Origin of the sequence: Streptomyces stoeckheimensis (assembly GCF_045822005.1) — a bacterium.
Classification (GTDB): domain Bacteria; phylum Actinomycetota; class Actinomycetes; order Streptomycetales; family Streptomycetaceae; genus Streptomyces; species Streptomyces stoeckheimensis.
In genome coordinates, this window is record NZ_CP169550.1 from 2,358,834 (window position 1) to 2,380,260 (window position 21,427).

Consider the following 21,427-nt stretch of genomic DNA (forward strand, 5'->3'; position numbering starts at 1 on the left):
GGTCAGGCGTCCTTCGCCACCCGCTCCAGGATCGCCACGCACTCCACGTGGTGGGTCATCGGGAAGAGGTCGAAGGCGCGGAGGGTGCGGGGCTTGTAGCCCACCTCCTGGAAGTAGCCCAGGTCTCGGGCCAGGGCCGCCGGGTCGCAGGCCACGTAGGCGATGCGGCGCGGGGTGAGGCCGGCCACCTGGCGGACCGTCTGCTTGCCCGCGCCCGCGCGGGGCGGGTCCAGGACGACCAGGTCGCATTCCGTGATGCCGGTCTTCGGCAGGATCGCCTCGACCTTGCCCTGCTCGATGCGGACGCGGGGGAAGTCGGCGAGGTTGTGGCGGGCGTCCTCGACCGCGCGCTTCGTGGACTCGATGCCCAGCACCGCGCCGGTTTCGCCGAGGCGTTCCGCGAGGGCGCCCGCGAAGATGCCGACGCCGCAGTAGAGGTCGAGGGCCATCTCGCCCTTGCGCGGCATCAGGCCCTGCATGACCGCCTTGATCAGGGTGTCGGCGGCCTGGGGGTGGACCTGCCAGAAGCCGCCCATGCCGACGCGGTACGTACGGCCGTCCGCGCGCTCGCGCACGAAGGGGCGGCCGTGGACGCGGTGGACTCCGCCGTCCTTCTCCTCGACACGGAGGACGGAGACCGGCTTGTCGAGCTCGACGAGCGGGAGACGGCCACCGGGGCGCGGGGTCAGGACCACCTGGCGGTCGCCCGAGCCCGTGGCGGCGATGGCCTCGACCGTGGCCATCTGGGGCCAGTCCTGCTGCTCGATGCCGAGCTCGGTGACGCCCGGCGCCGCGATCATGCAGTGGTCGACCGGCTGGATCTCGTGCGAGCGGTGCTTGCGCAGGCCCGCGACGCCGTCCGCGTCGATCGCGTACTGGACGCGGGTGCGCCACTGCGGGACCTGCCCGGCGGGCACCTTGTCGCCCTCGGCCGGCATGACCGTACCGTCCCAGCCTGCCTGCTCCGGGGTGAGCCCGGCGAGGCGCAGCAGCTGCTCGGCGATGACCTCGCCCTTGAGCCGGCGCTGGGCGCCCGGCTTGGCGTGCTGCCAGTCGCAGCCGCCGCACTTGTCGGGGCCGGCGTACGGGCAGGGGGCCTCGACGCGGTCCTTGGAGGGGTCGAGGACGGTGATGGCGTCGGCGCGCAGGAAGCGGGAGTCGACGTCGCCCTCGGTGACCTTGGCGATGACCTTCTCGCCCGGCAGGGTGTGCCGGACGAACAGGACGCGGCCCTCGGCGGTCCGGGCGATGCAGTGCCCGCCGTGCGCGACGGGGCCGACCTCGACCTCGTACTCCTCCCCGACCAGTGACTGCTTCTCGTTCTGCTCGCTCGTCATGGTGGGGAGACTCCAAGGAGATGTGGATCAGAAGATCGGAATCGAAAAGGAACGGCCGGACGACCGACCCACCAGTTTACGTGGATCTCGTCCGGCCGTTCGCCACCCTGGAGCGCGGGGCTCGGTCAGCCCTTGGCCGCCGGGTCCTTCGGCCGCGGGGCGTCCACCGGCCCGCGGCGCACCGCGCCCGGGGCGTTCCACTCCGCGCGCTTCTTCGCCCGCCGCTTGGCCAGCTCCGAGGACTCCAGCTGGTAGGGCACCGAGGTGACCATCACGCCGGGCGTGAAGAGCAGGCGGCCCTTGAGGCGCAGCGCGCTCTGGTTGTGGAGGAGGTGTTCGTACCAGCGGCCGACGACGTACTCGGGGATGTACACGCTGACGGCGTCGCGCGGGTTCTCGCTGCGCAGGCCCTTCACGTACTCGACGACCGGGCGGGTGATCTCGCGGTACGGGGAGTCGAGGATCTTGAGCGGGACGTTGATGCCGCGCCGCTCCCACTCCTCGCGCAGGGCCTTGGTCTCGACCGGGTCGACGCTGATGCTGAGCGCCTCCAGCCGGTCCGAGCGGGTCAGCTTGGCGAAGGCCAGGGCGCGCAGGGTGGGCTTGTGGACCTTGGAGACCAGGACGATGGAGTGGACCCGGGAGGGGCGCACGCTGTCGTCGCTCGGACCCTCGGCGGCGGCGATCTCCTCGGAGACCCGGTCGTAGTGCTTGCGGATCGCGGACATCGTTCCGTAGAAGATGACCATGCCGAGCAGGGCGACCCAGGCGCCGTGGGTGAACTTGGTGGCCAGGACGACCACGAGCACCATGCCGGTGAAGAAGGCGCCGAAGGTGTTGATCGCCCGGGACCGGTGCATCCGGCGGCGCGCCGCCGGATCGCGCTCGGCGCGCAGGTGGCGGTTCCAGTGCCGGACCATGCCGATCTGGCTCAGCGTGAAGGAGACGAACACGCCGACGATGTAGAGCTGGATCAGCTTCGTCGAGTCGGCGTCGTAGATCCACACGAGCAGCATCGCGGCGCCCGCGAGCAGCACGATGCCGTTCGAGAAGGCGAGGCGGTCGCCGCGGGTGTGCAGCTGGCGCGGCAGGTAGCGGTCCTGGGCGAGGATCGAGCCGAGCAGCGGGAAGCCGTTGTACGCGGTGTTCGCGGCGAGGAAGAGGACCAGCGCGGTGGCCGCGGCGAGCACGATGAAGAGGAAGCTGCCGTTGCCGAAGACGGCCTCGGCGACCTGGGAGATGACCGGGTGCTGGACGTACTCGCTGCCGACCGGGACGCCGTTCTCCAGCAGGTCGGTGGCGGGCTTCTCCGCCATCTTGACGTCGGTGGCCATGGCCAGGCCGATGATCCCGCAGAACATGGTGACGGCCAGGGCGCCCATGAGGGCGAGGGTGGTGGCCGCGTTCTTGCTCTTGGGCTTGCGGAAGGCGGGTACGCCGTTGCTGATGGCCTCGACGCCCGTGAGGGCCGCACAGCCGGAGGAGAAAGCGCGCAGCAGCAGGAAGACCAGCGCGAAGCCGGCGATCCCCTGGTGTTCGGCCTTGATCTCCAGACCGGCCGTCGGGGCCTCCATGGTGTCGCCCATGACCAGACCGCGCCAGGCGCCCCAGGCGATCATCACGAAGACGGCGCCGACGAACACGTAGGTCGGGATCGCGAAGAGATTCCCGGATTCCTTCACACCGCGCAGATTCATCAGCGTGAGCAGCAGAATCATGATCATCGCGGAGAGCACTTTGTGCTCGATGACGAAATCGACGGCGGAGCCGAGATTCTCGACCCCGGAGGAGATCGATACGGCGACCGTGAGGACGTAGTCGACGAGCAGGGCGCTCGCGACGGTGAGACCGGCCCGGGGTCCGAGATTGGTGTTGGCGACCTCGTAGTCACCGCCGCCGCTCGGGTAGGCGTGGACGTTCTGCCTGTAGGAGGCGACCACGGTGAACATCAGCACCACGACCGCGACGGCGATCCATGGGCTGAAGTGATACGCCGACACGCCTGCGATCGACAGGACCAGCAGGACCTCGCCGGGGGCATATGCCACCGAGGAGAGCGGGTCGGACGCGAAGACAGGGAGGGCGATCCGCTTGGGAAGGAGTGTTTCCCCGAGGCGGTCGCTGCGTAGCGCCCGGCCGATCAGGATCCGTTTGGGCACGTCGGTCAGTTTGGACACGCAGAGGATCGTAAGCGTTCGAAATCGGCCTGACGAACCCCCCACCCGTATACGGCGTGAAGTCCCACCGCATCCAGGGCAAAGGAACGCAGTCGACCGCCCAAATGGTCACACTGGTGACCGCCCGTGTGTAGCTTGGGCCATGGTCTGAGACCCTGTTAAGCCAGAGCAGCAATGAGGCTGGAACCCAGCGAGCCGCTGACAGCCGGAAGGACGGCCGTGCACATCGTCATTATGGGCTGCGGAAGAGTGGGCTCCGCCCTCGCGCAGACCCTGGAACAGCAGGGGCATACGGTCGCGGTCATCGACCAGGACCCCACCTCATTCCGTCGGCTGGGAGCCGGATTCGGCGGCCGTCGCGTCACCGGAGTCGGCTTCGACCAGGACACGCTGCGCGAGGCCGGCATCGAGGACGCGGGCGCCTTCGCCGCGGTCAGCAGTGGTGACAATTCCAACATCATCGCCGCCCGGGTGGCTCGCGAGATGTTCGGCGTCGAGAACGTCGCCGCCCGCATCTACGACCCGAAGCGCGCCGAGGTCTACCAGCGCCTGGGCATCCCCACCGTCGCCACCGTCCGCTGGACGGCCGACCAGATGCTCCGCCGGCTGCTGCCTTCGGGCGCCGAGCCGCTGTGGCGCGACCCGAGCGGCGGTGTCCAGCTCGCGGAGGTGCACACCTCCACCGCCTGGATCGGCCAGAAGGTCAGTCGGCTGCAGGAGGAGACCGGCGTCCGCGTCGCCTTCCTCACCCGGCTGGGCGAGGCCATGCTGCCGACGTCGGCGACCGTCCTCCAGGAGGGCGACCTCGTCCACGTGATGATGCGCACGGACGAGATCGACAAGGTGGAGGCCGCCTTCGCCGAGGGGCCTGAGGAGGCACACGCATGAGGGTCGCGATCGCCGGAGCCGGCGCGGTGGGGCGTTCCATCGCGGGCGAGCTCCTGGAGAACGGTCACGAGGTGCTCCTCGTCGACAAGGCCCCGACCGCCATCTCGGTGGAGCGGGTCCCGCAGGCCGAGTGGCTGCTGGCCGACGCCTGTGAGATCACCTCGCTCGACGAGGCGGCGCTCCAGCGCTGCAACGTGGTCATCGCCGCGACCGGCGACGACAAGGTGAACCTGGTCGTCTCCCTCCTCGCCAAGACCGAGTACGGGGTCCCCCGGGTCGTGGCGCGGGTGAACAACCCGAAGAACGAGTGGCTCTTCAACGAGTCCTGGGGCGTCGACGTGGCCGTGTCCACGCCGCGCCTGATGTCGGCGCTGGTCGAGGAGGCCGTCAGCGTCGGCGACCTGGTCCGGCTGCTGCGCTTCAGCCACGGCGACGCCAACCTCGTCGAGCTGACCCTGCCCGCCGACTCCCAGGTCGCGGGCAAGCAGATCAGCGAGATCACCTGGCCCGAGGACACCTCGCTGGTCACGATCATCCGCGGCAACCGGGTGCTCACGCCGCACGGCGAGGAGACCCTGGAGCCGGGCGACGAGCTCCTCTTCGTGGCCGCCCAGGCCCGCGAGGAGCAGCTGGAGGACCTCCTCCAGGCCGCGGACTGACCTGCGGTCCCGCTGAACGTCCGAAGGGGCGGCTGACCATCACGGTCAGCCGCCCCTTCGTGCATCGCCGGGGGTACGGGCCTGCGTGCGCGGCCGGGCCGGTCGGCGCGGCGGCGCCCTGCGGGGCCATCCCCTACCCGCCCTTCCGCCGTTCCCCGGGCTCCGCCCGGACCCGCACGGGCCGCGCCCGGACTCCCGGTGCTCCGCGCCTCAGGCGCCGACAGGGCTGGATCGGCCCGCGCAGCAGCGGCGTACGGTTCAGGCTCCCCGGCCCCCCGCGGCCTTCGCGGCCTTCTCCGCCGCCTCCTCGGCCTCCCACTCCGCGATCACGTTGATCGGCGGCGGTGCCTGCGCCAGGAAGAGCCAGGTGAAGTACACGGCGAGCACCATCGGCGGCAGCTTCAGCGCGATCAGCACCCAGCCGAGCTGCGTCGCGTCGCCCCACCAGTACAGCGGGAAGAGGATCGCGTACTTCGCGAGGAAGATCAGGCCCCAGGCCAGGCTGGCCTTGACGTACGCCTTCTTGCGGCCGGGGTTGCGCGTGCGCCAGGAGAGGTTCTCCTTGAAGACCGGTCCCAGGATCACGCCCAGCAGCGGGAAGCCGACCAGCGCGGAGAGCGTGAAGGCCACGCCGAGACCGGCGCCGTAGATCATGCCGGGCAGGTAGAAGCCCTTCGCGCTGCCCGTGAACAGGGCGAAGGCCACGCCCACGCCCACGCCGAAGACCCCGCTGAAGGCGTGCTTGACGGTGTCCTTGCGCGCCAGCCGCACGATCACCAGCAGGACCGCGACCGCGCCCGCCGCGATGGCGGACAGCTTCACGTCCTTGTTGATCGTGTAGATCATGACGAAGAGCAGGCCGGGGAGCATCGTCTCCACGGTGCCCCGGATGCCGCCGAAGGCGTCGAAGAGGGCGGCCTGCGTGACGGCCTTCTGGTCCGCGGTCGGTTCCGCGGCGGGATCCGTCCCGGGCGTGGTCGGTTTGTCGAGTGACGTCACCGTCAGTGCTCCTGTCCGAGCGGTCGGAGTTCGTACTTCGGGTTGAAGAGCACCCGACGGCCGTGGCTCATCGAGATCCGCCCGGAGGCGATCATGCGACGGCCGGGTTCGATTCCCACGATCGAGCGACGTCCGAGCCAGACGACGTCCAGCGCGGCCGAGCCGTCGAACAGCTCGGCCTCCAGGGCGGGGACGCCCGCGCGCGGCCGCAGGGTGACGGTTCGCAGGGTCCCGGTCACCTTCACTATCTGACGGTCGTGGCAGTCGCAGATCCGCGTGCACCCCGCGGCTTCTGCGTCCTCCTGCAGCTCCGCCGAATGCAGCTCCTCCTGCGAGGTGGACAGCCGCTCTATCATCCGGCGGAACCGGCCCGCCGGCCTGGCGGGCTTCGCCGGCTTCGCGGGCTTCTCGGGACGCGGTTCAGCACTCATACAGGAAGCGTACCGGCGCCCCCACTACCTCTCGAAGCGGTATCCCATGCCCGGTTCGGTGATGAAGTGCCTCGGGTGCGAGGGGTCGGCCTCCAGCTTGCGCCGCAACTGGGCCATGTAGACCCGCAGGTAGTTGGTCTCGGTCCCGTACGAGGGCCCCCAGACCTCCTGGAGGAGCTGCTTCTGGCTGACCAGTTTGCCGCCGTTGCGCACCAGCACCTCCAGCAGGTGCCACTCGGTGGGCGTGAGGCGTACGTCGCGTCCGTCGCGCACCGCCTTCTTCGCCGCGAGGTCCACCGTGAAGGTCTCGGTCTCGACGACCACCTCGTCCTCGCCGGCCCCGGCGCCCGGTTCCGCCCGCCGGACGGCGGCGCGCAGCCTGGCGAGCAGTTCGTCCATGCCGAAGGGCTTGGTGACGTAGTCGTCGGCGCCCGCGTCCAGCGCCTCGACCTTCTCGTCGGAGCTGTGCCGGGCGGAGAGGACCAGGATCGGGACCCGGGTCCAGCCGCGCAGCCCCTTGATCACCTCGACCCCGTCCATATCGGGCAGGCCGAGGTCGAGGACGACCACGTCGGGGTGGCGGGCGGCCGCCAGTTCCAGGGCGCTCGCCCCGTCGGCGGCCGCGTCGACCTCGTACTTGCGTGCCTTCAGGTTGATCACGAGGGCCCGGACGATCTGAGGTTCGTCGTCCACCACGAGCACCCGGGTCATCGAGGTCCTGCCTTCTGTCGTATCGAATCGAGATCAAAATCCGCCGGGTGCTCCCCGGCCCCGCCGGGCTCCGGCCCGCCGGGCCCGCCGGGCGCGCTGCGCCCCTCGCCGTCCACGCTCACGGGGACCTGCGGCCGCCCGCCGGTCACGGCCCGGAGCGTGAGCACCATCGTGAGCCCGCCCCCGGGCGTGTCCTCGGCCTCCAGGGTGCCGTCCATGGCCTCGGCGAAGCCGCGCGCGACGGCCAGCCCGAGCCCGACCCCGGCGCCGCGCGGCGCGTCACCGTGCCGCTGGAAGGGGGCGAAGATCCGGTCCTTGGCCTCGTCGGGCACGCCCGGCCCGCGGTCCACGACCCGTACCTCGACCCGGTCGCCGAGGAAGCTGGCCGCCACGAGCACCTGCTCCTGCGGCGGGCTGTACTTCACCGCGTTCTCCACCACGTTGGCCACGGTCCGCTCCAGCAGCCCGGGATCCACGGCCACCATGGGCAGGGTCTCCGGGACGTCGAGCAGCACGCTGCCCTCGGGTACGCCGCCCAGCGCCATCGGGACCACCTCGTCGAGGTCGATCTCGCGGATCAGCGGGGTGACGGTGCCGGTCTGGAGCCGCGACATGTCGAGCAGGTTCCCCACCAGGTGGTCGAGCCGGTCGGCGCCGTCCTCGATGCCCTCCAGGAGCTCGGCCCGGTCCTCCTCGGACCATTCCACGTCGTCGGAGCGCAGGGAGCTCACGGAGGCCTTGATGGAGGCCAGGGGCGTACGGAGGTCATGGCTGACGGCGGCCAGCAGCGCGGTCCGGATCCGGTTGCCCTCCGCCATCCGCCGGGCCTCCTCCGCCTCCCCGACCAGCCGCTGCCGGTCCAGCACGACGGCGGCCTGGGCGGCGAAGGCGCCGAGCACGCGCCGGTCCTCGGCGGGCAGCACCCGTCCGGACAGGGCCAGCGCCATGTGGTCGCCGATCGGCATGTCCACGTCGGCGTCCTCGGGGCGGGTGACCGGGTTCGGGCCGACGCTGCCGGCCGGCTGCCAGGGCTCGACGTCGCTCTCGCGCTCCAGCAGGGCCACCGACTCCATGGCGAAGGTCTCGCGGACCCGCTCCAGCAGCGCGTCCAGGGTGGTCTCGCCGCGCAGCACGCTGCCGGCGAGGAAGGAGAGGATCTCGGACTCGGCGCGCAGCCGGGCGGCCTGGTGGGTGCGGCGGGCGGCGGCGTCGACGACGGAGGCCACGGAGCCGGCGACGCCGAAGAAGACCGCGATGGCCACGATGTTCTTCGGGTCCGAGACGGTGAAGCGGTGGATGGGCGGGGCGAAGTAGTAGTTCAGGAGCAGGGAGCCGACGGCGGCGGAGGCCAGCGCCGGCCAGAGCCCGCCGAGCAGGGCGGCGGCCACGGTCAGCGCGAGGAACAGCAGCATCTCGTTGGCGAGGCCGGGGTCGGTGTCGACGTGCGTCAGCAGGGTCGCCAGGGCCAGCGGCAGGGCCACCCCGACCACCCAGCCGGCCAGCAGCCGGGTCCGGCCGAGCCGGGCCGCCGAGCGGGTCACGGGCCGCAGGCCGCGGCCCTTGGCGACCTCCTCGTGCGTGACGATGTGCACGTCGAGGTCGGGCCCCGAGTCACGGGCGACGGTGGCGCCGACCCCGGGGCCGAACACGTACCGCCAGGAGCGGTGGCGGCTGGAGCCGAGCACGATCTGGGTGGCGTTGACCCCGCGGGCGAATTCGAGGAGCGCCTCGGGGACGTTGTCGCCGATCACATGGTGAAACGTTCCGCCGAGGTCCTCGACCAGCGTCCGCTGGACCGCGAGCTCCTTGGGCGAGGCAGCGGTCAGCCCGTCGCTGCGGGCGATGTAGACGGCCAGGATCTCGCTGCCGGAGCCCTTGGCCGCCACCCTGGAGGCGCGCCGGATGAGGGTGCGCCCCTCGGGTCCGCCGGTGAGGCCCACGACGATCCGCTCGCGCGCCTGCCAGGTGGAGCGGATGTTGTGCTCGCCCCGGTACTGCTGGAGGTACTCGTCGGCCCGGTCGGCGACCCAGAGCAGCGCGAGCTCGCGCAGCGCGGTCAGGTTCCCGGGGCGGAAGTAGTTGGACAGGGCCGCGTCGACCTTGTCGGACTTGTAGATGTTGCCGTGCGCCATCCGGCGGCGCAGGGCCTGCGGGGACATGTCGACCAGCTCGATCTGGTCGGCGCGCCGCACCACCTCGTCGGGGACGGTCTCCCGCTGCCGCACGCCGGTGATCGACTCCACCACGTCGCCCAGGGACTCCAGGTGCTGGATGTTGACCGTCGAGATCACGTCGATCCCGGCCCGCAGCAGCTCCTCCACGTCCTGCCAGCGCTTGGCGTTGCGCGAGCCCGGCACGTTGGTGTGCGCCAGTTCGTCCACCAGGGCTATCGCGGGCTTGCGGGCCAGCAGGGAGTCCACGTCCATCTCGGTGAAGGCGGCGCCCCGGTAGACGAGCTCCTTGCGCTCCACCTGCTCCAGGCCGTGCAGCATGACCTCGGTGCGCGGCCGCCCGTGGTGCTCGACGAAGCCCACGACGCAGTCGGCGCCGCGCTCGACCCGGCGGTGGCCCTCCGAGAGCATGGCGTACGTCTTGCCCACGCCGGGGGCCGAGCCGAGATAGATCCTGAGCTTGCCGCGTCCCATGGCGCCATTCTCCGGGACGTCCGCCCCGTTCACGCGCCGATGACCTGCTGCGGACCGATCCCTGACGGTTCCCTGACGCCCCCGCCGGGGTGTACCGCCGCCGGGTACGGCCGGGGCCGCGGGTACCGCCGCCGGATACGGCCGTGGGCCGCACCCCCGGAGGAGTGCGGCCCACGGCCGTACGGGATCGTGCCGGGGTCAGCGGACCTCGGTGATCTCCGGGCCGCGCTCCAGCTGGCCCATGCCCCCGCCGAAGCGGGAGCCTTCCTGGTCCGCGGCGTCGTCGGTCTGCACGCCGTCCGGCACCATCTGCGCGTCGTTCGGCAGCTTCAGGACGATCGGGTCGCGCGGGGCCATCGGGCCCTCGCCGCGGACCACGACGGTGTCCAGGAAGATCCGCTCCAGCACCCCGGCCGACTCGGGACGCACCGCGCCCTGGCCGGAGATGACACCGCGCAGGAACCAGCGCGGGCCGTCCACCCCGACGAAGCGGACCAGCTGGGCGCCGGTCTGCCCGTCCGGGAGCGGTACGGGGACCTGCGCGCGCAGCTCCCAGCCCAGCGGACCCTCGACCTCGTCGATGATGCCGCCCTGCTTGGTGATGCCCTCGGCGATCTCCTCGCGGACCTCGCCCCAGATGCCCTCCTTGCGGGGGGCGGCGAAGGCCTGCAGCTGTACGGCACTGTCGCCGAGCACCACGGTCGCGGCGACGATCGCGTCTCCGGCGACCTCGACCCGCAGCTCCATGCCCTCGACACCCGGTACGAGGATGCCGCCGAGGTCGACCCGGCCTTCCTCGGGGTTGCCGGGGACCTCCGAGATGTCCCACGGGCCGTCGGGACGCGGGGCCGGCGGCAGGTTCACCCTGCGCGGCTGGACCGCGTCTGTCTCCTCCGTGCCGTCCTGCTCATCGGCACCGACGCCGTCGACGACCTGCTCGGCCGCGCCGCCGTCCTTGACGGAGTCGTTCTTCTTGCGACGTCCGAACACGTCACTGTCCTTCCCGGTCGGATACGACCGAAGCGTAGCCATTCCCACCCTGCTGACCAGCGCCGGATCCGGCCACGGCCGCATGACCACCGGTGGAGCCGAAACCCCCCTCGGCCCGCGCCGAGTCGGGAAGCTGCGCCACCTCGCGGAAGCGCACCTGCTCGACTCGCTGGACAACCAGCTGGGCAATGCGGTCGAAACGCTCGAACCTGACGCTCTCGCGCGGGTCGAGATTGACCACGATCACCTTGATCTCCCCACGGTACCCGGCATCCACCGTCCCGGGGGCATTCACGAGTGCGATCCCGCAGCGGGCGGCCAGGCCCGAGCGCGGGTGCACGAACGCCGCGTACCCCTCGGGCAGCGCGATGGAGATCCCCGTGGGCAGGACCGCCCGCTCCCCCGGCTCCAGCTCCGCGGCCACGGTGGTGACCAGATCGCAGCCGGCGTCGCCGGGGTGACCGTAGGCCGGAATCGGCACCTCCGGGTCGACGCGCCGGATGGCCACGTCCACGCCGGTGTTGTTCTCAGACATCAGGGGTTCACCTCGAAGGCGCGTGCGCGCCTGACCTGGTCCGGGTCGGCCATCGCCGCCCGGATCTCCTCGGGCCGTCCGTTGTCGATGAAGTGGTCGACCTTCACCTCGATGAAGAGGGCGTCGGCGCGCAGCGCGACCGGGCCCTGCGGTCCGCCTATTCGGCCGACCGCGCTGGAGTAGATCTTCCGGCCGGCGACGGCGGTGACCTCTGCCTCCAGGTACAGCACGGTGTCCACGGGCACGGGCCGGACGAAGTCCGTCTCCAGCCGGCCGGTGACGGCGATGACGCGCAGCAGCCAGTTCAGGGAGCCCAGGGTCTCGTCGAGCGCCGTGGCGAGGACGCCGCCGTGCGCGAGGCCGGGCGCGCCCTGATGGGCGGGCTTGACGGTGAACTCCGCGGTGACGCGCACGCCCTCGCCCGCGCGGGCCTCCAGGTGGAGTCCGTGCGGCTGGCCGTCGCCACAGCCGAAGCAGTGCTCGTAGTGCGCGCCGAGGAGTTCGCCGGGGGCCGGGGCATCGGGGTGCCGCACCGGCGCCGTGGCATCGGCGGGGGGCGTCAACGCTGTGTTTCGTCCACTCACAGCCGCAGACCTTACCCGCGCGGCTACCCGCCGGTCGCCTCGTGGCAGGCTTGGCCGCATGCAGCTCTCCCCCGCGCACCACGACGAACGCCTGACAGCCCCCCGTTCCTGGTGGGCCATCACCGCCCTCACCGGCCTGGCCTGCGCACTGATGCTGTTCCCGCTGGGCACCCTGCCGATGCTGGCCGGGCTGGTCGGGGGCACCGCGCTCACGGGGCTGCTGGTGAGTTCGTACGGTTCCCAGCGGGTGCGCGTGGTGGGCGGCGCGCTGGCTGCCGGAGAGGCCCGGATCCCGGTGGCGGCGCTCGGCGACCCGGAGGTGCTGGACGCCGAGGAGGCCATGGCCTGGCGCACGTACAAGGCCGACACCCGCGCCTTCATGCTGATGCGCGGCTACGTGCCGACGGCGGTGCGCGTCGAAATCACCGACCCGGCCGACCCGACCCCGTACGTCTACGTCTCCACCCGCGAGCCGCAGGCCCTGGCGGCGGCCATCCGCGCGGCGCAGGGCCGGGACTGACCCCGGCCGGGGTCAGTCGCGCGGATCGATGGCCCGCGGATCTATGGCCCGCGGATCGGCGACGCTCGGATCGATGGCGCGCGGGTCGAACACCCGGCCCTCGACGGCGGCCCTGGCCGCCTCGGGAAGGGGCTCGGCGGGCCGCTCCAGGGGCGGGAGCTGCGGCAGCGCGTTCCACGGCACGGCGCGGGCCCGCAGGTCCGCACGCACCTTCTCGGCGAGTTTGCGGGTGTCCCGGCGGTTCATGACCGCTCCGACCGCGGCGCCGACCATGAAGGGCATCAGGTTGGGCAGGTTGCGGAACATCCGCTTCATGATCTGCTGGCGAAGCTCGCGCTTCATCTGGCCGCCGAGCGCCGCGTTCAGCGTGGTCGGCTTGGTGAGGTCGACCCCGCGCTCCTCCGTCCAGGACGTGAGGTAGGCGACGCTGCGTTCCTTGAGGTTGCCGTGCGGTCGCAGGCCGTAGACCTCGTGGAGTTCGGCGATGAGCTTCAGCTCGATCGCGGCGACCCCGGTGATCTCGGCGGCGAGTTCGGCCGGCATGGCGGGAGGCACCGGCAGCATGGCGGCCGCGCCGATCCCGGCGCCGACCGTGGAAGTGGCGTTGGCGGCGCCCGAAATCAGCTTGTCGGCCAGCTGATCGGGCCCGAGGCCCGGGAACTGCGCGCGCAGGGTCGCGAGGTCCCGAACCGGAACGCGCGGTGCGTTCTCGATGACTCGGTCGGTGAGGTAGAGGGCGGCGGCCCTGGCACTTTCGCCGCCCTTGCGCACACCGTTCTTGACGGCTTGCAGCCGACGGACCCCGGAGTTCTTCCGGGGCCCCTCGCCGGCCTCGGAGGCCGACGGCACCGCCTCGGCGGTGCCGGGGTGCACGGCGGGTACGCCGGGGGCTCCAGGGCCTGTTTCCAGGCCCTCGGTTCCCTCGTGCGTCACCGCCGGATCACCAGCCTTTCGGAAGCGCCGCTTCCGAAATGGTGTCGAGCCGGTCACGGCCGACGCCTCTCAGTCGCATTCGCGGCAGATCGGCTGACCGTTCTTCTCACGTGCCAGCTGGCTGCGGTGGTGCACCAGGAAGCAGCTCGTGCAGGTGAACTCGTCGGCCTGCTTCGGCAGGACCCGTACGGCCAGTTCCTCGTTCGAGAGGTCTGCACCGGGCAGGTCGAGGCCCTCGGCGTTGTCGATTTCGTCCAGGTCGACGTTCGAGGACGACTTCTCGTTGCGCCGGGCCTTCAGCTCTTCGATGCTGTCGTTGTCTACGTCGTCGTCGGTCTTGCGCGGAGTGTCGTAGTCCGTTGCCATAGTTCGCTCTCCCCCTCTGGGATTTAGCGGGTGTCTCAGCGCACGTAACGCGCGAGAGGCCGGACTTGTGCCCGACCTGAGGCGGAGATTTTGCCTCACATCAAGGTCTGTTACTCAATCGACACCCAGCCGCACATTCAGAAGAGCGATTGGCTGGGATGACGACCGGGACCGTACACGGTCCGGGGGCCGTCTTGCACAAACGCCACCCCATGTATTTCCCGCCGCTAGGGGGGCCGGAAACCCGGACTTCCCGGGCTTTCCGGCCCCGCCAAGGTCACTGAGCGCATAGGGACGGACACTCGACACTGTGATCGATCGCACAGAAGTCACTGTCTTCATGACCCAAGCATTCAGCCAACAGCGAACAAGGGGTGGTCGCCCTCACAAGGGCAGAGTGACACGCATCACGAGGCCACCGCCCTCGCGCGGGACCGCCTGGATCCTCCCGCCGTGTGCGCGCGCCACGGAGCGCGCGATGGAGAGGCCGAGCCCGACACCCTTGTCGCTGCCCGTGCGCTCCGTACGCAGCCGTCTGAAGGGCTCGAAGAGGTTGTCCACCTCGTACGCGGGAACCACGGGACCCGTGTTCGATACCAGCAGGACCGCCTGCCCGTGCACGGCCTCGGTGGTGACCTCCACCCAGCCGCCCTCGGGCACGTTGTAGCGGACGGCGTTCTGCACCAGGTTGAGCGCGATCCGCTCCAGCAGCACACCGTTGCCCTGGACCACGGCCAGCGCGCGCTCTCCGCGGATCTCCACGCCCTTTGCCTGTGCCTCCCCGCGCGCCTGGTCGAGCGCGCGCGAGGCCACCTCGGCCAGGTCCACGGGCTTGCGCTCGATGATCTGGTTGTCGCTGCGGGCCAGCAGCAGCAGGCCCTCGACCAGCTGCTCGCTGCGTTCGTTGGTGGCGAGCAGGGTCTTGCCGAGCTGCTGGAGCTCCACCGGCGCCCCGGGATCGGACAGGTGCACCTCCAGCAGCGTCCGGTTGATGGCCAGCGGGGTCCTCAGCTCGTGCGAGGCGTTGGCCACGAACCGCTGCTGGGCCGTGAAGGCCCGCTCCAGCCGGTCGAGCATCTCGTCGAAGGTGTCGGCGAGCTCCTTGAGCTCGTCGTCCGGACCGTCCAGCTCGATCCGCCGGGTGAGGTCGGAGCCGACCACCCGGCGGGCGGTCCGGGTGATCTTGCCGAGCGGCGAGAGCACCCGGCCGGCCATCGCGTAGCCGAAGGCGAAGGCGATGATGCTCAGCCCCATCAGCGCCATCAGGGACCGGCTCAGCAGGTCGTCCAGCGCGTGCCGGCGCTGTTCGAGGATGCAGGTGTTGATCGCGGCGTTGAACTGGTCGGGCATCTGGCCCGTCCCGCTCACGCCGGGGCAGCTGCTCGTGACCTGGATCGGGCCGCCGCCCACGATCGTGAACGGCAGCGCGTTGCCCTGCCGCAGCGCCTGGGCCGCCAGCAGGTAGATGATCGACAGCAGCAGGATGCCGGCGATCAGGAACATCCCGCCGTAGAGCAGCGTGAGACGTATGCGGATGGTCGGCCGCAGCCAAGGGAAAGGACCCTCGGGCTGGCCGGGGTCCCAGGTCGGTTTCGGTGGCGCGGAGGGTGGCGCCGGGGTCGCTGCCACCCGCGTCAGATCCGGTAGCCGGAACCGGGGACGGTCACGATGACCGGCGGCTCCCCCAGCTTGCGGCGCAGCGTCATCACCGTCACGCGCACCACGTTGGTGAAGGGGTCCGTGTTCTCGTCCCACGCCTTCTCCAGGAGCTGCTCGGCGGACACGACCGTGCCCTCGCTGCGCATGAGGACCTCCAGCACCGCGAACTCCTTCGGCGCCAGCTGCACCTCCTTGCCCTCGCGGAACACCTCGCGCCGGTTCGGGTCCAGCTTGATCCCGGCGCGCTCCAGTACGGGGGGCAGCGCGACCGTGGTGCGCCGGCCGAGGGCCCGTACCCGGGCGGTCAGCTCGGTGAACGCGAAGGGCTTGGGCAGGTAGTCGTCCGCCCCGATCTCCAGGCCCTCGACCCGGTCGCTCACGTCGCCGGAGGCCGTGAGCATGAGCACGCGGGTGGGCATGCCGAGCTCGACGATCTTCCGGCACACGTCGTCGCCGTGCACGAGCGGGAGGTCCCGGTCGAGCACGACCACGTCGTAGTCGTTCACTCCGACGCGCTCCAGGGCCGCGGCACCGTCGTACACGACGTCCACGGCCATGGCCTCCCGGCGCAGTCCGGTGGCCACCGCATCGGCGAGCAGCTGCTCGTCCTCGACGACGAGTACGCGCACGTCGTTTCCTTCCTCAGAGCCCGTCAGGGCAGGTGTGTCATGTGGCCTCCATCCTGCCCCTTTCGCCGGTAAACCGGCTGTAAGACGCCGCATGCGGGTGCTCGGGCGGTGACTCCGGGGACGGAAGTGAGGATTCCCTCGCCTCACGAGGTTTCTGGGTCCACCGCGGCGGGGAGGACGACTTCACACCCCGAACACCTCCCTGACGGCGCACTGCCACGTGCCGCCGCCGACCCACGAAGAGGGGGCGAACCCACCATGGACGCATTCACCGCGGGTCTCCTGCAGCGCATCAGGAGCACGCAGTCGGACCTCAGGCAGGCTCGCGAGACCGGCGACGACTTCCTCGTGGAAGTGGAACAGGCGGAGCTGGAAGACCTCCAGCGCATCGCAGCCGATCACGGCGTTCCGGTCACCGTCTCCGCCTGCTGAATCCAGCCGCCGGTGGCCGGCCACCGGCATGCGCACACACCCAGGACCCCGGAGGCCGCCACGCGGCCGCCGGGGTTCCTTCACGTCCGGGAGCACCCCCGGGGCCCGCCCGGAGCACACCCGGGCCCCGCGGGCGCGCCCGCTCAGTCGTGCCAGGCCCCGGCTTCCTCCAGCAGCGGCCGCAGCGAGGCGAACACCGCGGGGGTCGCGGCGATCGCGAGCTCGCCCGAGGCGGGCTCCCCGGGACGGCCGCCCGTGAGCGCGCCCGCCTCCCGCGCGATCAGCTCGCCCGCCGCCAGGTCCCAGGGGTTCAGCCCGCGCTCCCAGTACCCGTCCAGCCGTCCGGCGGCCACGTCGCACAGGTCGATCGCCGCCGACCCGCCGCGCCGGACGTCCCGCACCAGCGGGATGATCCGCTGCGCGACGTCCGCCTGGTGCGCCCGCCGGCTCTGGACGTACGCGAACCCGGTGCCGATCAGCGCCTGGTCCAGCGGAGCGGCCGGCCGGCAGGCGAGGCGGGCCCCGCCCAGCCAGGCACCGCGCCCCAGCACCGCGTGGTACGTCTCCCCGCGCATCGGCGCCGCCACGACCCCGGCCACCGTCTCCCCGCGGTACTCGGCCGCGATGGACACGCCCCAGGTCGGTAGCCCGTAGAGGTAGTTCACCGTGCCGTCCAGCGGATCGATGACCCACCGCACGCCACTGGTGCCGGCCGACTCCGAGCCCTCCTCGCCCAGCAGCCCGTCCTCGGGCCGCCGCTCCCCGAGGATGCCGGTGATCAGCTTCTCGGCCGCGATGTCCATCTCGGTCACCACGTCGATCGGGCTCGTCTTGGTCGAGGCGACCGCCAGATCGGCGGGCCGCCCGTCCCGCAGCAGCGCGCCCGCCCGGCCGGCCGCCTCCAGGGCCACGTCCAGCAGTTCGGTCTTCAGCTCTTCGGAGATCACGCCGGGCTCCCGTTCGTCGACTTCTGCGGACTTCACTGCACACACCGGACCGGGCACACCGGACCGGGCAACGCCGGCGGCTACGCGTACGGGCTGTCCGCGCCCGCCGCCGCCGGCCGGGGCCCGCGCGCCGGGCAGCAGCCCACGGCGCACAGGTCGTGGCTCGCTCCGAGCAGGCCCAGCGCGCAGCGCTCCACGGCCTCCCCGCGTTCCGCCGCGGCCCGCTCCAGCACGAGGTCCCGTACCGCCGCCGCGAACCGGGGGTCGGCGCCGACCGTGGCCGAGCGGGCGATGGGCAGCCCCAGCTCGGCGGCCTTCGCCCTCGCCTCCGTGTCGAGGTCGTACAGCACCTCCATGTGGTCCGAGACGAAGCCGATGGGCACCATGACCACCGCGGGGGCGCCCGCGGTGTGCAGGGCCTCCAGGTGGTCGCAGATGTCCGGCTCCAGCCACGGGATGTGCGGGGCGCCGCTGCGCGACTGGTAGACGAGCTCCCAGGGCAGCTCGGTGCCCGTCTCGGCGCGGACCGCGTCGGCGATCAGCCGCGCGACGTCCAGGTGCTGCTTGACGTAGGCCCCGCCCTCGCCGCCCGCCGTGTGCTCCTCCACCGGGCCGGAGGTGTCCGCGGCCGCGTTCGGGATGGAGTGCGTGGTGAAGGCCAGGTGCGCCCCGGCGCGGACCTCCTCGGGCAGCGATGCCAGCGAGGCGAGCACCCCGTCGATCATGGGCTGCACGAAGCCGGGGTGGTTGAAGTAGTGCCGCAGCTTGTCGACCTCGGGCAGGTCGGCCTCGGCCACGCCCTCCTCCACGAGCAGGGCGAGCGCGTCGGCGAGGTTCTCGCGGTACTGCCGGCAGCCCGAGTACGAGGCGTACGCGCTGGTCGCGAGCACCGCGATGCGGCGGCGCCCGTCGGCGGCCATCTCGCGCATCACGTCGTTCAGGTACGGGGCCCAGTTGCGGTTGCCCCAGTAGACCGGCAGGTCCAGCCCGTGCCCGGCGAAGTCCTTGCGCAGGGCGTCCAGCAGCTCGCGGTTCTGACCGTTGATCGGGCTGATGCCGCCGAAGCCGAAGTAGTGCTGCCCGACCTCCTTGAGCCGCTCGCGCGGGATGCCGCGGCCGCGCGTGACGTTCTCCAGGAACGGCACGACGTCGTCGGGCCCCTCGGGGCCGCCGAAGGACAGCAGCAGGAGGGCGTCGTAGGGGGCGGCGGGGCCTTCGGCCGAGCCGGCGGCGGAGGCGCGGAGCTGGTCAGACATGCTTCGAATCCTGCCACCCGCCGCCGCCCCGCGGAAAACAGGCCCGTCCTGCGGGACCGCTCCACCGGGGGGCGGGCCCCCTCTCCGCCCCCTCCCCGCCCCCCGCGGCTTCATCAGGCGGGCGGCCCGTGTGCGGCCGTAACCTGTATGGGCCAATGACGTCCCTTACGGAGGGCACCTTGCCCAGTCCCTACCGCGCGATCTTCGCCGCCCCCGGGAGCCGGGGGTTCAGCGCGGCCGGCCTCATAGGCCGGCTGCCGCTCTCCATGGTCGGCATCGGCATCCTGACGATGATCTCCGAGCTCACCGGCCGGTACTCGCTGGCCGGCGCCCTCACCGCCACCCTCGCGCTCTCCGCCGCCGGGATCGGCCCGCAGGTCTCCCGCCTGGTCGACCAGTACGGCCAGCGCCGCGTCCTGCGCCCGGCGAGCCTGCTCGCGGTCCTCGCCATCTCCGGGCTGCTGCTGTGCGCGGCCAACCACGCGCCCGACTGGACCCTGTTCGTCTTCGCCGCGCTCGCGGGCTGCGTACCCAGCGTGGGCGCGATGATCCGGGCCCGGTGGACGGCCATCTACCGGGACTCGCCGCGCGAACTGCACACGGCGTACTCCCTGGAATCCGTCCTGGACGAGGTCTGCTTCATCTTCGGGCCGATCCTCGCCATCGGGCTCTCCACCACCTGGTTCCCCGAGGCGGGCCCGCTGGTCGCCGGGGTCTGCCTGCTCGTGGGCGTGTGGTGGCTGACCGCGCAGCGCGCCACCGAGCCCGCCCCGCACCCGCGCGGCGAGGACTCCGACCGGACCTCGGCGCTGCGCTCCCCCGGACTCCAGGTGCTGGTGGCCACCTTCGTGGCCACCGGGGCCATCTTCGGCTCCATCGACGTGGTCACGCTGGCCTTCGCCGAGGAGCAGGGGCACAAGGCGTGGGCCAGCTTCATCCTGGCCATCTGGGCGGTCGGGTCCTGCCTCGCCGGCATCGTCTTCGGCCTGCTCCACCTCAAGGGCAAGGCCGAACGCAGGTGGGTGCTGGGCATCTGTGCGATGGCCGTGAGTATGATCCCCCTCCTACTGGCCGGGAACCTTCCGTTTCTGGCCGTGGCGCTCTTCGTTTCGGGCCTCGCCATCGCTCCCACGATGATCACCACGATGGCCCTGATCGAGGCGCACGTACCACGCGCGAAGCTGACCGAGGGGATGACCTGGACGGGCACCGGGCTCGCGGTCGGGGTCGCGCTCGGGTCCTCCGTGGCCGGCTGGGTCATCGACGCCGCCGGCGCGAGGACCGGGTACGTCGTCTCCATCTCGGCGGGGGCCGCCGCGGCGGCGGTTGCGTTCGCGGGTTACCGCCGGCTGACGAGGCCGGCGCAAGGGGAGGAGCCTTCCAACGATGGCGACGACGGGGACAGCAGGCAGCAGCGGGACACGGACCGCCGCGTGGCATAACTGGGCGGGCAACATCAGCGCAACGCCCGCGCGCGTGGTCACCCCGGCATCGGTCGGGGAGCTTCAGGAGGCGGTCCGCCGGGCCGCCGGGGACGGGCTGAAGGTGAAGGCGGTCGGCACCGGCCACTCCTTCACCGCGGCCGCCGCGACCGACGGCGTGCTGATCCGCCCGCAGGCGCTGGCCGGGATACGGGCGATCGACCGGACCGCGGGCACCGTCACGGTGGCGGCGGGCACGGTCCTCAAGGACCTCAACCTGGCCCTCGCCAAGGAGGGCCTGTCGCTCACCAACATGGGCGACATCATGGAGCAGACGGTCTCGGGCGCCACCAGCACCGGCACCCACGGGACCGGCCGCGACTCGGCCTCCATCGCCGCCCAGATCCGCGGCCTGGAGCTGGTCACGGCCGACGGACAGCTGCTGGCCTGCTCCGAGAAGGAGAATCCCGAGGTCTTCGCGGCGGCCCGGCTGGGCATCGGCGCGCTCGGCGTCGTCACCGCCCTCACCTTCGCCGTGGAGCCGCTCTTCTTCCTGACCGCCCGTGAGGAGCCCATGGCCTTCGACCGGGTGACCGCCGAGTTCGACCAGCTCCACGCGGAGAACGAGCACTTCGAGTTCTACTGGTTCCCGCACACCGGCAACTGCAACACCAAGCGCAACAACCGCAGCCAGGGCCCGGCCGCCCCGCCCGGAGCGGTCTCCGCCTGGGTCGAGGACGAGCTGCTGTCCAACGGCCTCTTCCAGGCCGTCAACTCCTTCGGCCGCGCCGTCCCGGCGGCCATCCCCTCCATCGCCCGGATCGCGAGCCGCGCCCTGTCGGCGCGCACCTACACGGACATCCCGTACAAGGTGTTCACCAGCCCGCGCCGGGTGCGGTTCGTGGAGATGGAGTACGCCCTTCCGCGCGAGCGCGTCGTCGAGGCGCTGCGGGAGCTGAAGGCCATGGTGGACCGCTCCGGGCTGCGGATCAGCTTCCCGGTGGAGGTGCGGACGGCTCCGGCGGACGACATCACCCTGTCGACCGCCTCGGGCCGCGAGAGCGCGTACATCGCGGTGCACATGTACAAGGGCACCCCGTACCAGGCCTACTTCACGGCCGCCGAGCGCATCTTCACCGAGTACGGCGGGCGCCCGCACTGGGGCAAGGTGCACACGCGGGACGCGGAGTACTTCAACGGGGTGTACCCGCGCTTCGGGGAGTTCACCGCGCTCCGGGACCGGCTGGACCCGGACCGGGTCTTCGGCAACGACTACCTGCGGCGGGTGCTTGGGGACTGAGCGGGGGC

Annotated in this window: 21 protein-coding genes; 6 read left to right on the forward strand and 15 right to left on the reverse strand. The window is 71.6% G+C overall.

Annotated features, from left to right (window positions below; all coding sequences use genetic code 11):
- Positions 1 to 2 precede the first annotated feature (2 nt).
- Both ACE1OC_RS10775 and ACE1OC_RS10780 read right to left on the reverse strand, forming a co-directional pair.
- The gene (locus ACE1OC_RS10775) at positions 3 to 1,337 is read right to left on the reverse strand and encodes a class I SAM-dependent RNA methyltransferase (RefSeq protein ID WP_407836850.1); all 1,335 of its coding nucleotides are present in this window, start codon (positions 1,335 to 1,337) and stop codon (positions 3 to 5) included.
- Between the two features lie 125 nt (positions 1,338 to 1,462).
- Positions 1,463 to 3,514, reverse strand: coding sequence for an APC family permease (locus tag ACE1OC_RS10780; RefSeq protein WP_407836851.1), 2,052 nt, complete (start codon positions 3,512 to 3,514; stop codon positions 1,463 to 1,465).
- A 219-nt stretch (positions 3,515 to 3,733) separates the two neighbouring features.
- Here ACE1OC_RS10780 and ACE1OC_RS10785 point away from each other — a divergent pair, with 219 nt between their 5' ends.
- The gene (locus ACE1OC_RS10785; protein ID WP_407836852.1) at positions 3,734 to 4,402 is read left to right on the forward strand and encodes a potassium channel family protein; all 669 of its coding nucleotides are present in this window, start codon (positions 3,734 to 3,736) and stop codon (positions 4,400 to 4,402) included.
- Entirely contained in the window at positions 4,399 to 5,061 is a 663-nt protein-coding gene (locus tag ACE1OC_RS10790) for a potassium channel family protein (RefSeq protein ID WP_214953432.1), read from the forward strand. The genes ACE1OC_RS10785 and ACE1OC_RS10790 overlap by 4 nt, the downstream gene beginning before the upstream one ends.
- 258 nt (positions 5,062 to 5,319) lie before the next feature.
- On the opposite strand, the gene ACE1OC_RS10795 is transcribed toward ACE1OC_RS10790, so the two are convergent.
- From ACE1OC_RS10795 to ACE1OC_RS10825, 7 genes are all read right to left on the reverse strand, one after another.
- The gene (locus ACE1OC_RS10795; RefSeq protein WP_407836853.1) at positions 5,320 to 6,060 is read right to left on the reverse strand and encodes a DUF3159 domain-containing protein; all 741 of its coding nucleotides are present in this window, start codon (positions 6,058 to 6,060) and stop codon (positions 5,320 to 5,322) included.
- Between the two features lie 2 nt (positions 6,061 to 6,062).
- Positions 6,063 to 6,491, reverse strand: coding sequence for an OB-fold nucleic acid binding domain-containing protein (locus ACE1OC_RS10800; protein ID WP_112451269.1), 429 nt, complete (start codon positions 6,489 to 6,491; stop codon positions 6,063 to 6,065).
- A gap of 24 nt (positions 6,492 to 6,515) precedes the next feature.
- Positions 6,516 to 7,202: a response regulator gene (locus ACE1OC_RS10805; protein WP_407836854.1), complete on the reverse strand. Its 687-nt coding sequence runs from the start codon at positions 7,200 to 7,202 to the stop codon at positions 6,516 to 6,518.
- On the reverse strand, positions 7,199 to 9,847 hold the full coding sequence (locus tag ACE1OC_RS10810) for a DUF4118 domain-containing protein (protein ID WP_407836855.1): 2,649 nt from the start codon (positions 9,845 to 9,847) through the stop codon (positions 7,199 to 7,201). Before ACE1OC_RS10810 ends, ACE1OC_RS10805 begins: the two co-directional genes overlap by 4 nt.
- A 198-nt stretch (positions 9,848 to 10,045) precedes the next feature.
- Complete coding sequence (locus tag ACE1OC_RS10815) at positions 10,046 to 10,837, reverse strand: DUF3710 domain-containing protein (protein WP_250742931.1); 792 nt, start codon at positions 10,835 to 10,837, stop codon at positions 10,046 to 10,048.
- Position 10,838: 1 nt separating this feature from the next.
- Complete coding sequence (dut, locus tag ACE1OC_RS10820) at positions 10,839 to 11,372, reverse strand: dUTP diphosphatase (protein WP_250742932.1); 534 nt, start codon at positions 11,370 to 11,372, stop codon at positions 10,839 to 10,841.
- Complete coding sequence (locus ACE1OC_RS10825) at positions 11,372 to 11,956, reverse strand: PaaI family thioesterase (RefSeq protein WP_274549941.1); 585 nt, start codon at positions 11,954 to 11,956, stop codon at positions 11,372 to 11,374. The genes dut and ACE1OC_RS10825 overlap by 1 nt, the downstream gene beginning before the upstream one ends.
- Before the next feature lie 58 nt (positions 11,957 to 12,014).
- Between ACE1OC_RS10825 and ACE1OC_RS10830 the strand changes: the two genes are divergently transcribed.
- Positions 12,015 to 12,476 (forward strand): DUF3093 domain-containing protein, encoded by a 462-nt coding sequence (locus ACE1OC_RS10830; protein WP_407836856.1) that lies wholly within the window; start codon positions 12,015 to 12,017, stop codon positions 12,474 to 12,476.
- 12 nt (positions 12,477 to 12,488) lie between these two features.
- On the opposite strand, the gene ACE1OC_RS10835 is transcribed toward ACE1OC_RS10830, so the two are convergent.
- From ACE1OC_RS10835 to ACE1OC_RS10850, 4 genes are all read right to left on the reverse strand, one after another.
- Complete coding sequence (locus ACE1OC_RS10835; RefSeq protein ID WP_407836857.1) at positions 12,489 to 13,466, reverse strand: hypothetical protein; 978 nt, start codon at positions 13,464 to 13,466, stop codon at positions 12,489 to 12,491.
- 12 nt (positions 13,467 to 13,478) lie between these two features.
- Positions 13,479 to 13,775, reverse strand: a complete 297-nt coding sequence (locus tag ACE1OC_RS10840) for a DUF4193 domain-containing protein (protein ID WP_112451146.1) — start codon at positions 13,773 to 13,775, stop codon at positions 13,479 to 13,481.
- Positions 13,776 to 14,159: 384 nt separating this feature from the next.
- Positions 14,160 to 15,404: a sensor histidine kinase gene (locus ACE1OC_RS10845; protein WP_389439217.1), complete on the reverse strand. Its 1,245-nt coding sequence runs from the start codon at positions 15,402 to 15,404 to the stop codon at positions 14,160 to 14,162.
- A gap of 5 nt (positions 15,405 to 15,409) precedes the next feature.
- Entirely contained in the window at positions 15,410 to 16,063 is a 654-nt protein-coding gene (locus ACE1OC_RS10850) for a response regulator transcription factor (RefSeq protein WP_112451148.1), read from the reverse strand.
- 258 nt (positions 16,064 to 16,321) lie between these two features.
- On the opposite strand from ACE1OC_RS10850, the gene ACE1OC_RS10855 reads away from it, so the two are divergent.
- Positions 16,322 to 16,495, forward strand: a complete 174-nt coding sequence (locus tag ACE1OC_RS10855; protein ID WP_204357838.1) for a hypothetical protein — start codon at positions 16,322 to 16,324, stop codon at positions 16,493 to 16,495.
- A gap of 143 nt (positions 16,496 to 16,638) precedes the next feature.
- Here ACE1OC_RS10855 and ACE1OC_RS10860 read toward each other — a convergent pair whose 3' ends face one another.
- Positions 16,639 to 17,442 (reverse strand): inositol monophosphatase family protein, encoded by an 804-nt coding sequence (locus ACE1OC_RS10860; protein ID WP_407841527.1) that lies wholly within the window; start codon positions 17,440 to 17,442, stop codon positions 16,639 to 16,641.
- Between the two features lie 80 nt (positions 17,443 to 17,522).
- On the reverse strand, positions 17,523 to 18,698 hold the full coding sequence (locus ACE1OC_RS10865) for a ferrochelatase (RefSeq protein ID WP_407836858.1): 1,176 nt from the start codon (positions 18,696 to 18,698) through the stop codon (positions 17,523 to 17,525).
- A gap of 179 nt (positions 18,699 to 18,877) precedes the next feature.
- Between ACE1OC_RS10865 and ACE1OC_RS10870 the strand changes: the two genes are divergently transcribed.
- Together ACE1OC_RS10870 and ACE1OC_RS10875 are read left to right on the forward strand one after the other, a co-directional pair.
- A complete protein-coding gene (locus ACE1OC_RS10870; protein WP_407841528.1) occupies positions 18,878 to 20,140 on the forward strand; it encodes an MFS transporter in 1,263 nt (420 codons plus the stop codon).
- Positions 20,085 to 21,419: a D-arabinono-1,4-lactone oxidase gene (locus tag ACE1OC_RS10875; RefSeq protein WP_407836859.1), complete on the forward strand. Its 1,335-nt coding sequence runs from the start codon at positions 20,085 to 20,087 to the stop codon at positions 21,417 to 21,419. Before ACE1OC_RS10870 ends, ACE1OC_RS10875 begins: the two co-directional genes overlap by 56 nt.
- Positions 21,420 to 21,427: the final 8 nt, after the last annotated feature.

What these genes read in the sequence shown, in the direction of transcription:
- dut (WP_250742932.1), bottom strand. Translation starts at nt 11,372, where the DNA reads ATGTCTGAGAACAACACCGGCGTGGACGTGGCCATCCGGCGCGTCGAC.
- ACE1OC_RS10775 (WP_407836850.1), bottom strand. Translation starts at nt 1,337, where the DNA reads ATGACGAGCGAGCAGAACGAGAAGCAGTCACTGGTCGGGGAGGAGTAC.
- ACE1OC_RS10790 (WP_214953432.1), top strand. Translation starts at nt 4,399, where the DNA reads ATGAGGGTCGCGATCGCCGGAGCCGGCGCGGTGGGGCGTTCCATCGCG.
- ACE1OC_RS10875 (WP_407836859.1), top strand. Translation starts at nt 20,085, where the DNA reads ATGGCGACGACGGGGACAGCAGGCAGCAGCGGGACACGGACCGCCGCG.
- ACE1OC_RS10810 (WP_407836855.1), bottom strand. Translation starts at nt 9,847, where the DNA reads ATGGGACGCGGCAAGCTCAGGATCTATCTCGGCTCGGCCCCCGGCGTG.
- ACE1OC_RS10840 (WP_112451146.1), bottom strand. Translation starts at nt 13,775, where the DNA reads ATGGCAACGGACTACGACACTCCGCGCAAGACCGACGACGACGTAGAC.
- ACE1OC_RS10830 (WP_407836856.1), top strand. Translation starts at nt 12,015, where the DNA reads ATGCAGCTCTCCCCCGCGCACCACGACGAACGCCTGACAGCCCCCCGT.
- ACE1OC_RS10800 (WP_112451269.1), bottom strand. Translation starts at nt 6,491, where the DNA reads ATGAGTGCTGAACCGCGTCCCGAGAAGCCCGCGAAGCCGGCGAAGCCC.
- ACE1OC_RS10805 (WP_407836854.1), bottom strand. Translation starts at nt 7,202, where the DNA reads ATGACCCGGGTGCTCGTGGTGGACGACGAACCTCAGATCGTCCGGGCC.
- ACE1OC_RS10855 (WP_204357838.1), top strand. Translation starts at nt 16,322, where the DNA reads ATGGACGCATTCACCGCGGGTCTCCTGCAGCGCATCAGGAGCACGCAG.
- ACE1OC_RS10865 (WP_407836858.1), bottom strand. Translation starts at nt 18,698, where the DNA reads ATGTCTGACCAGCTCCGCGCCTCCGCCGCCGGCTCGGCCGAAGGCCCC.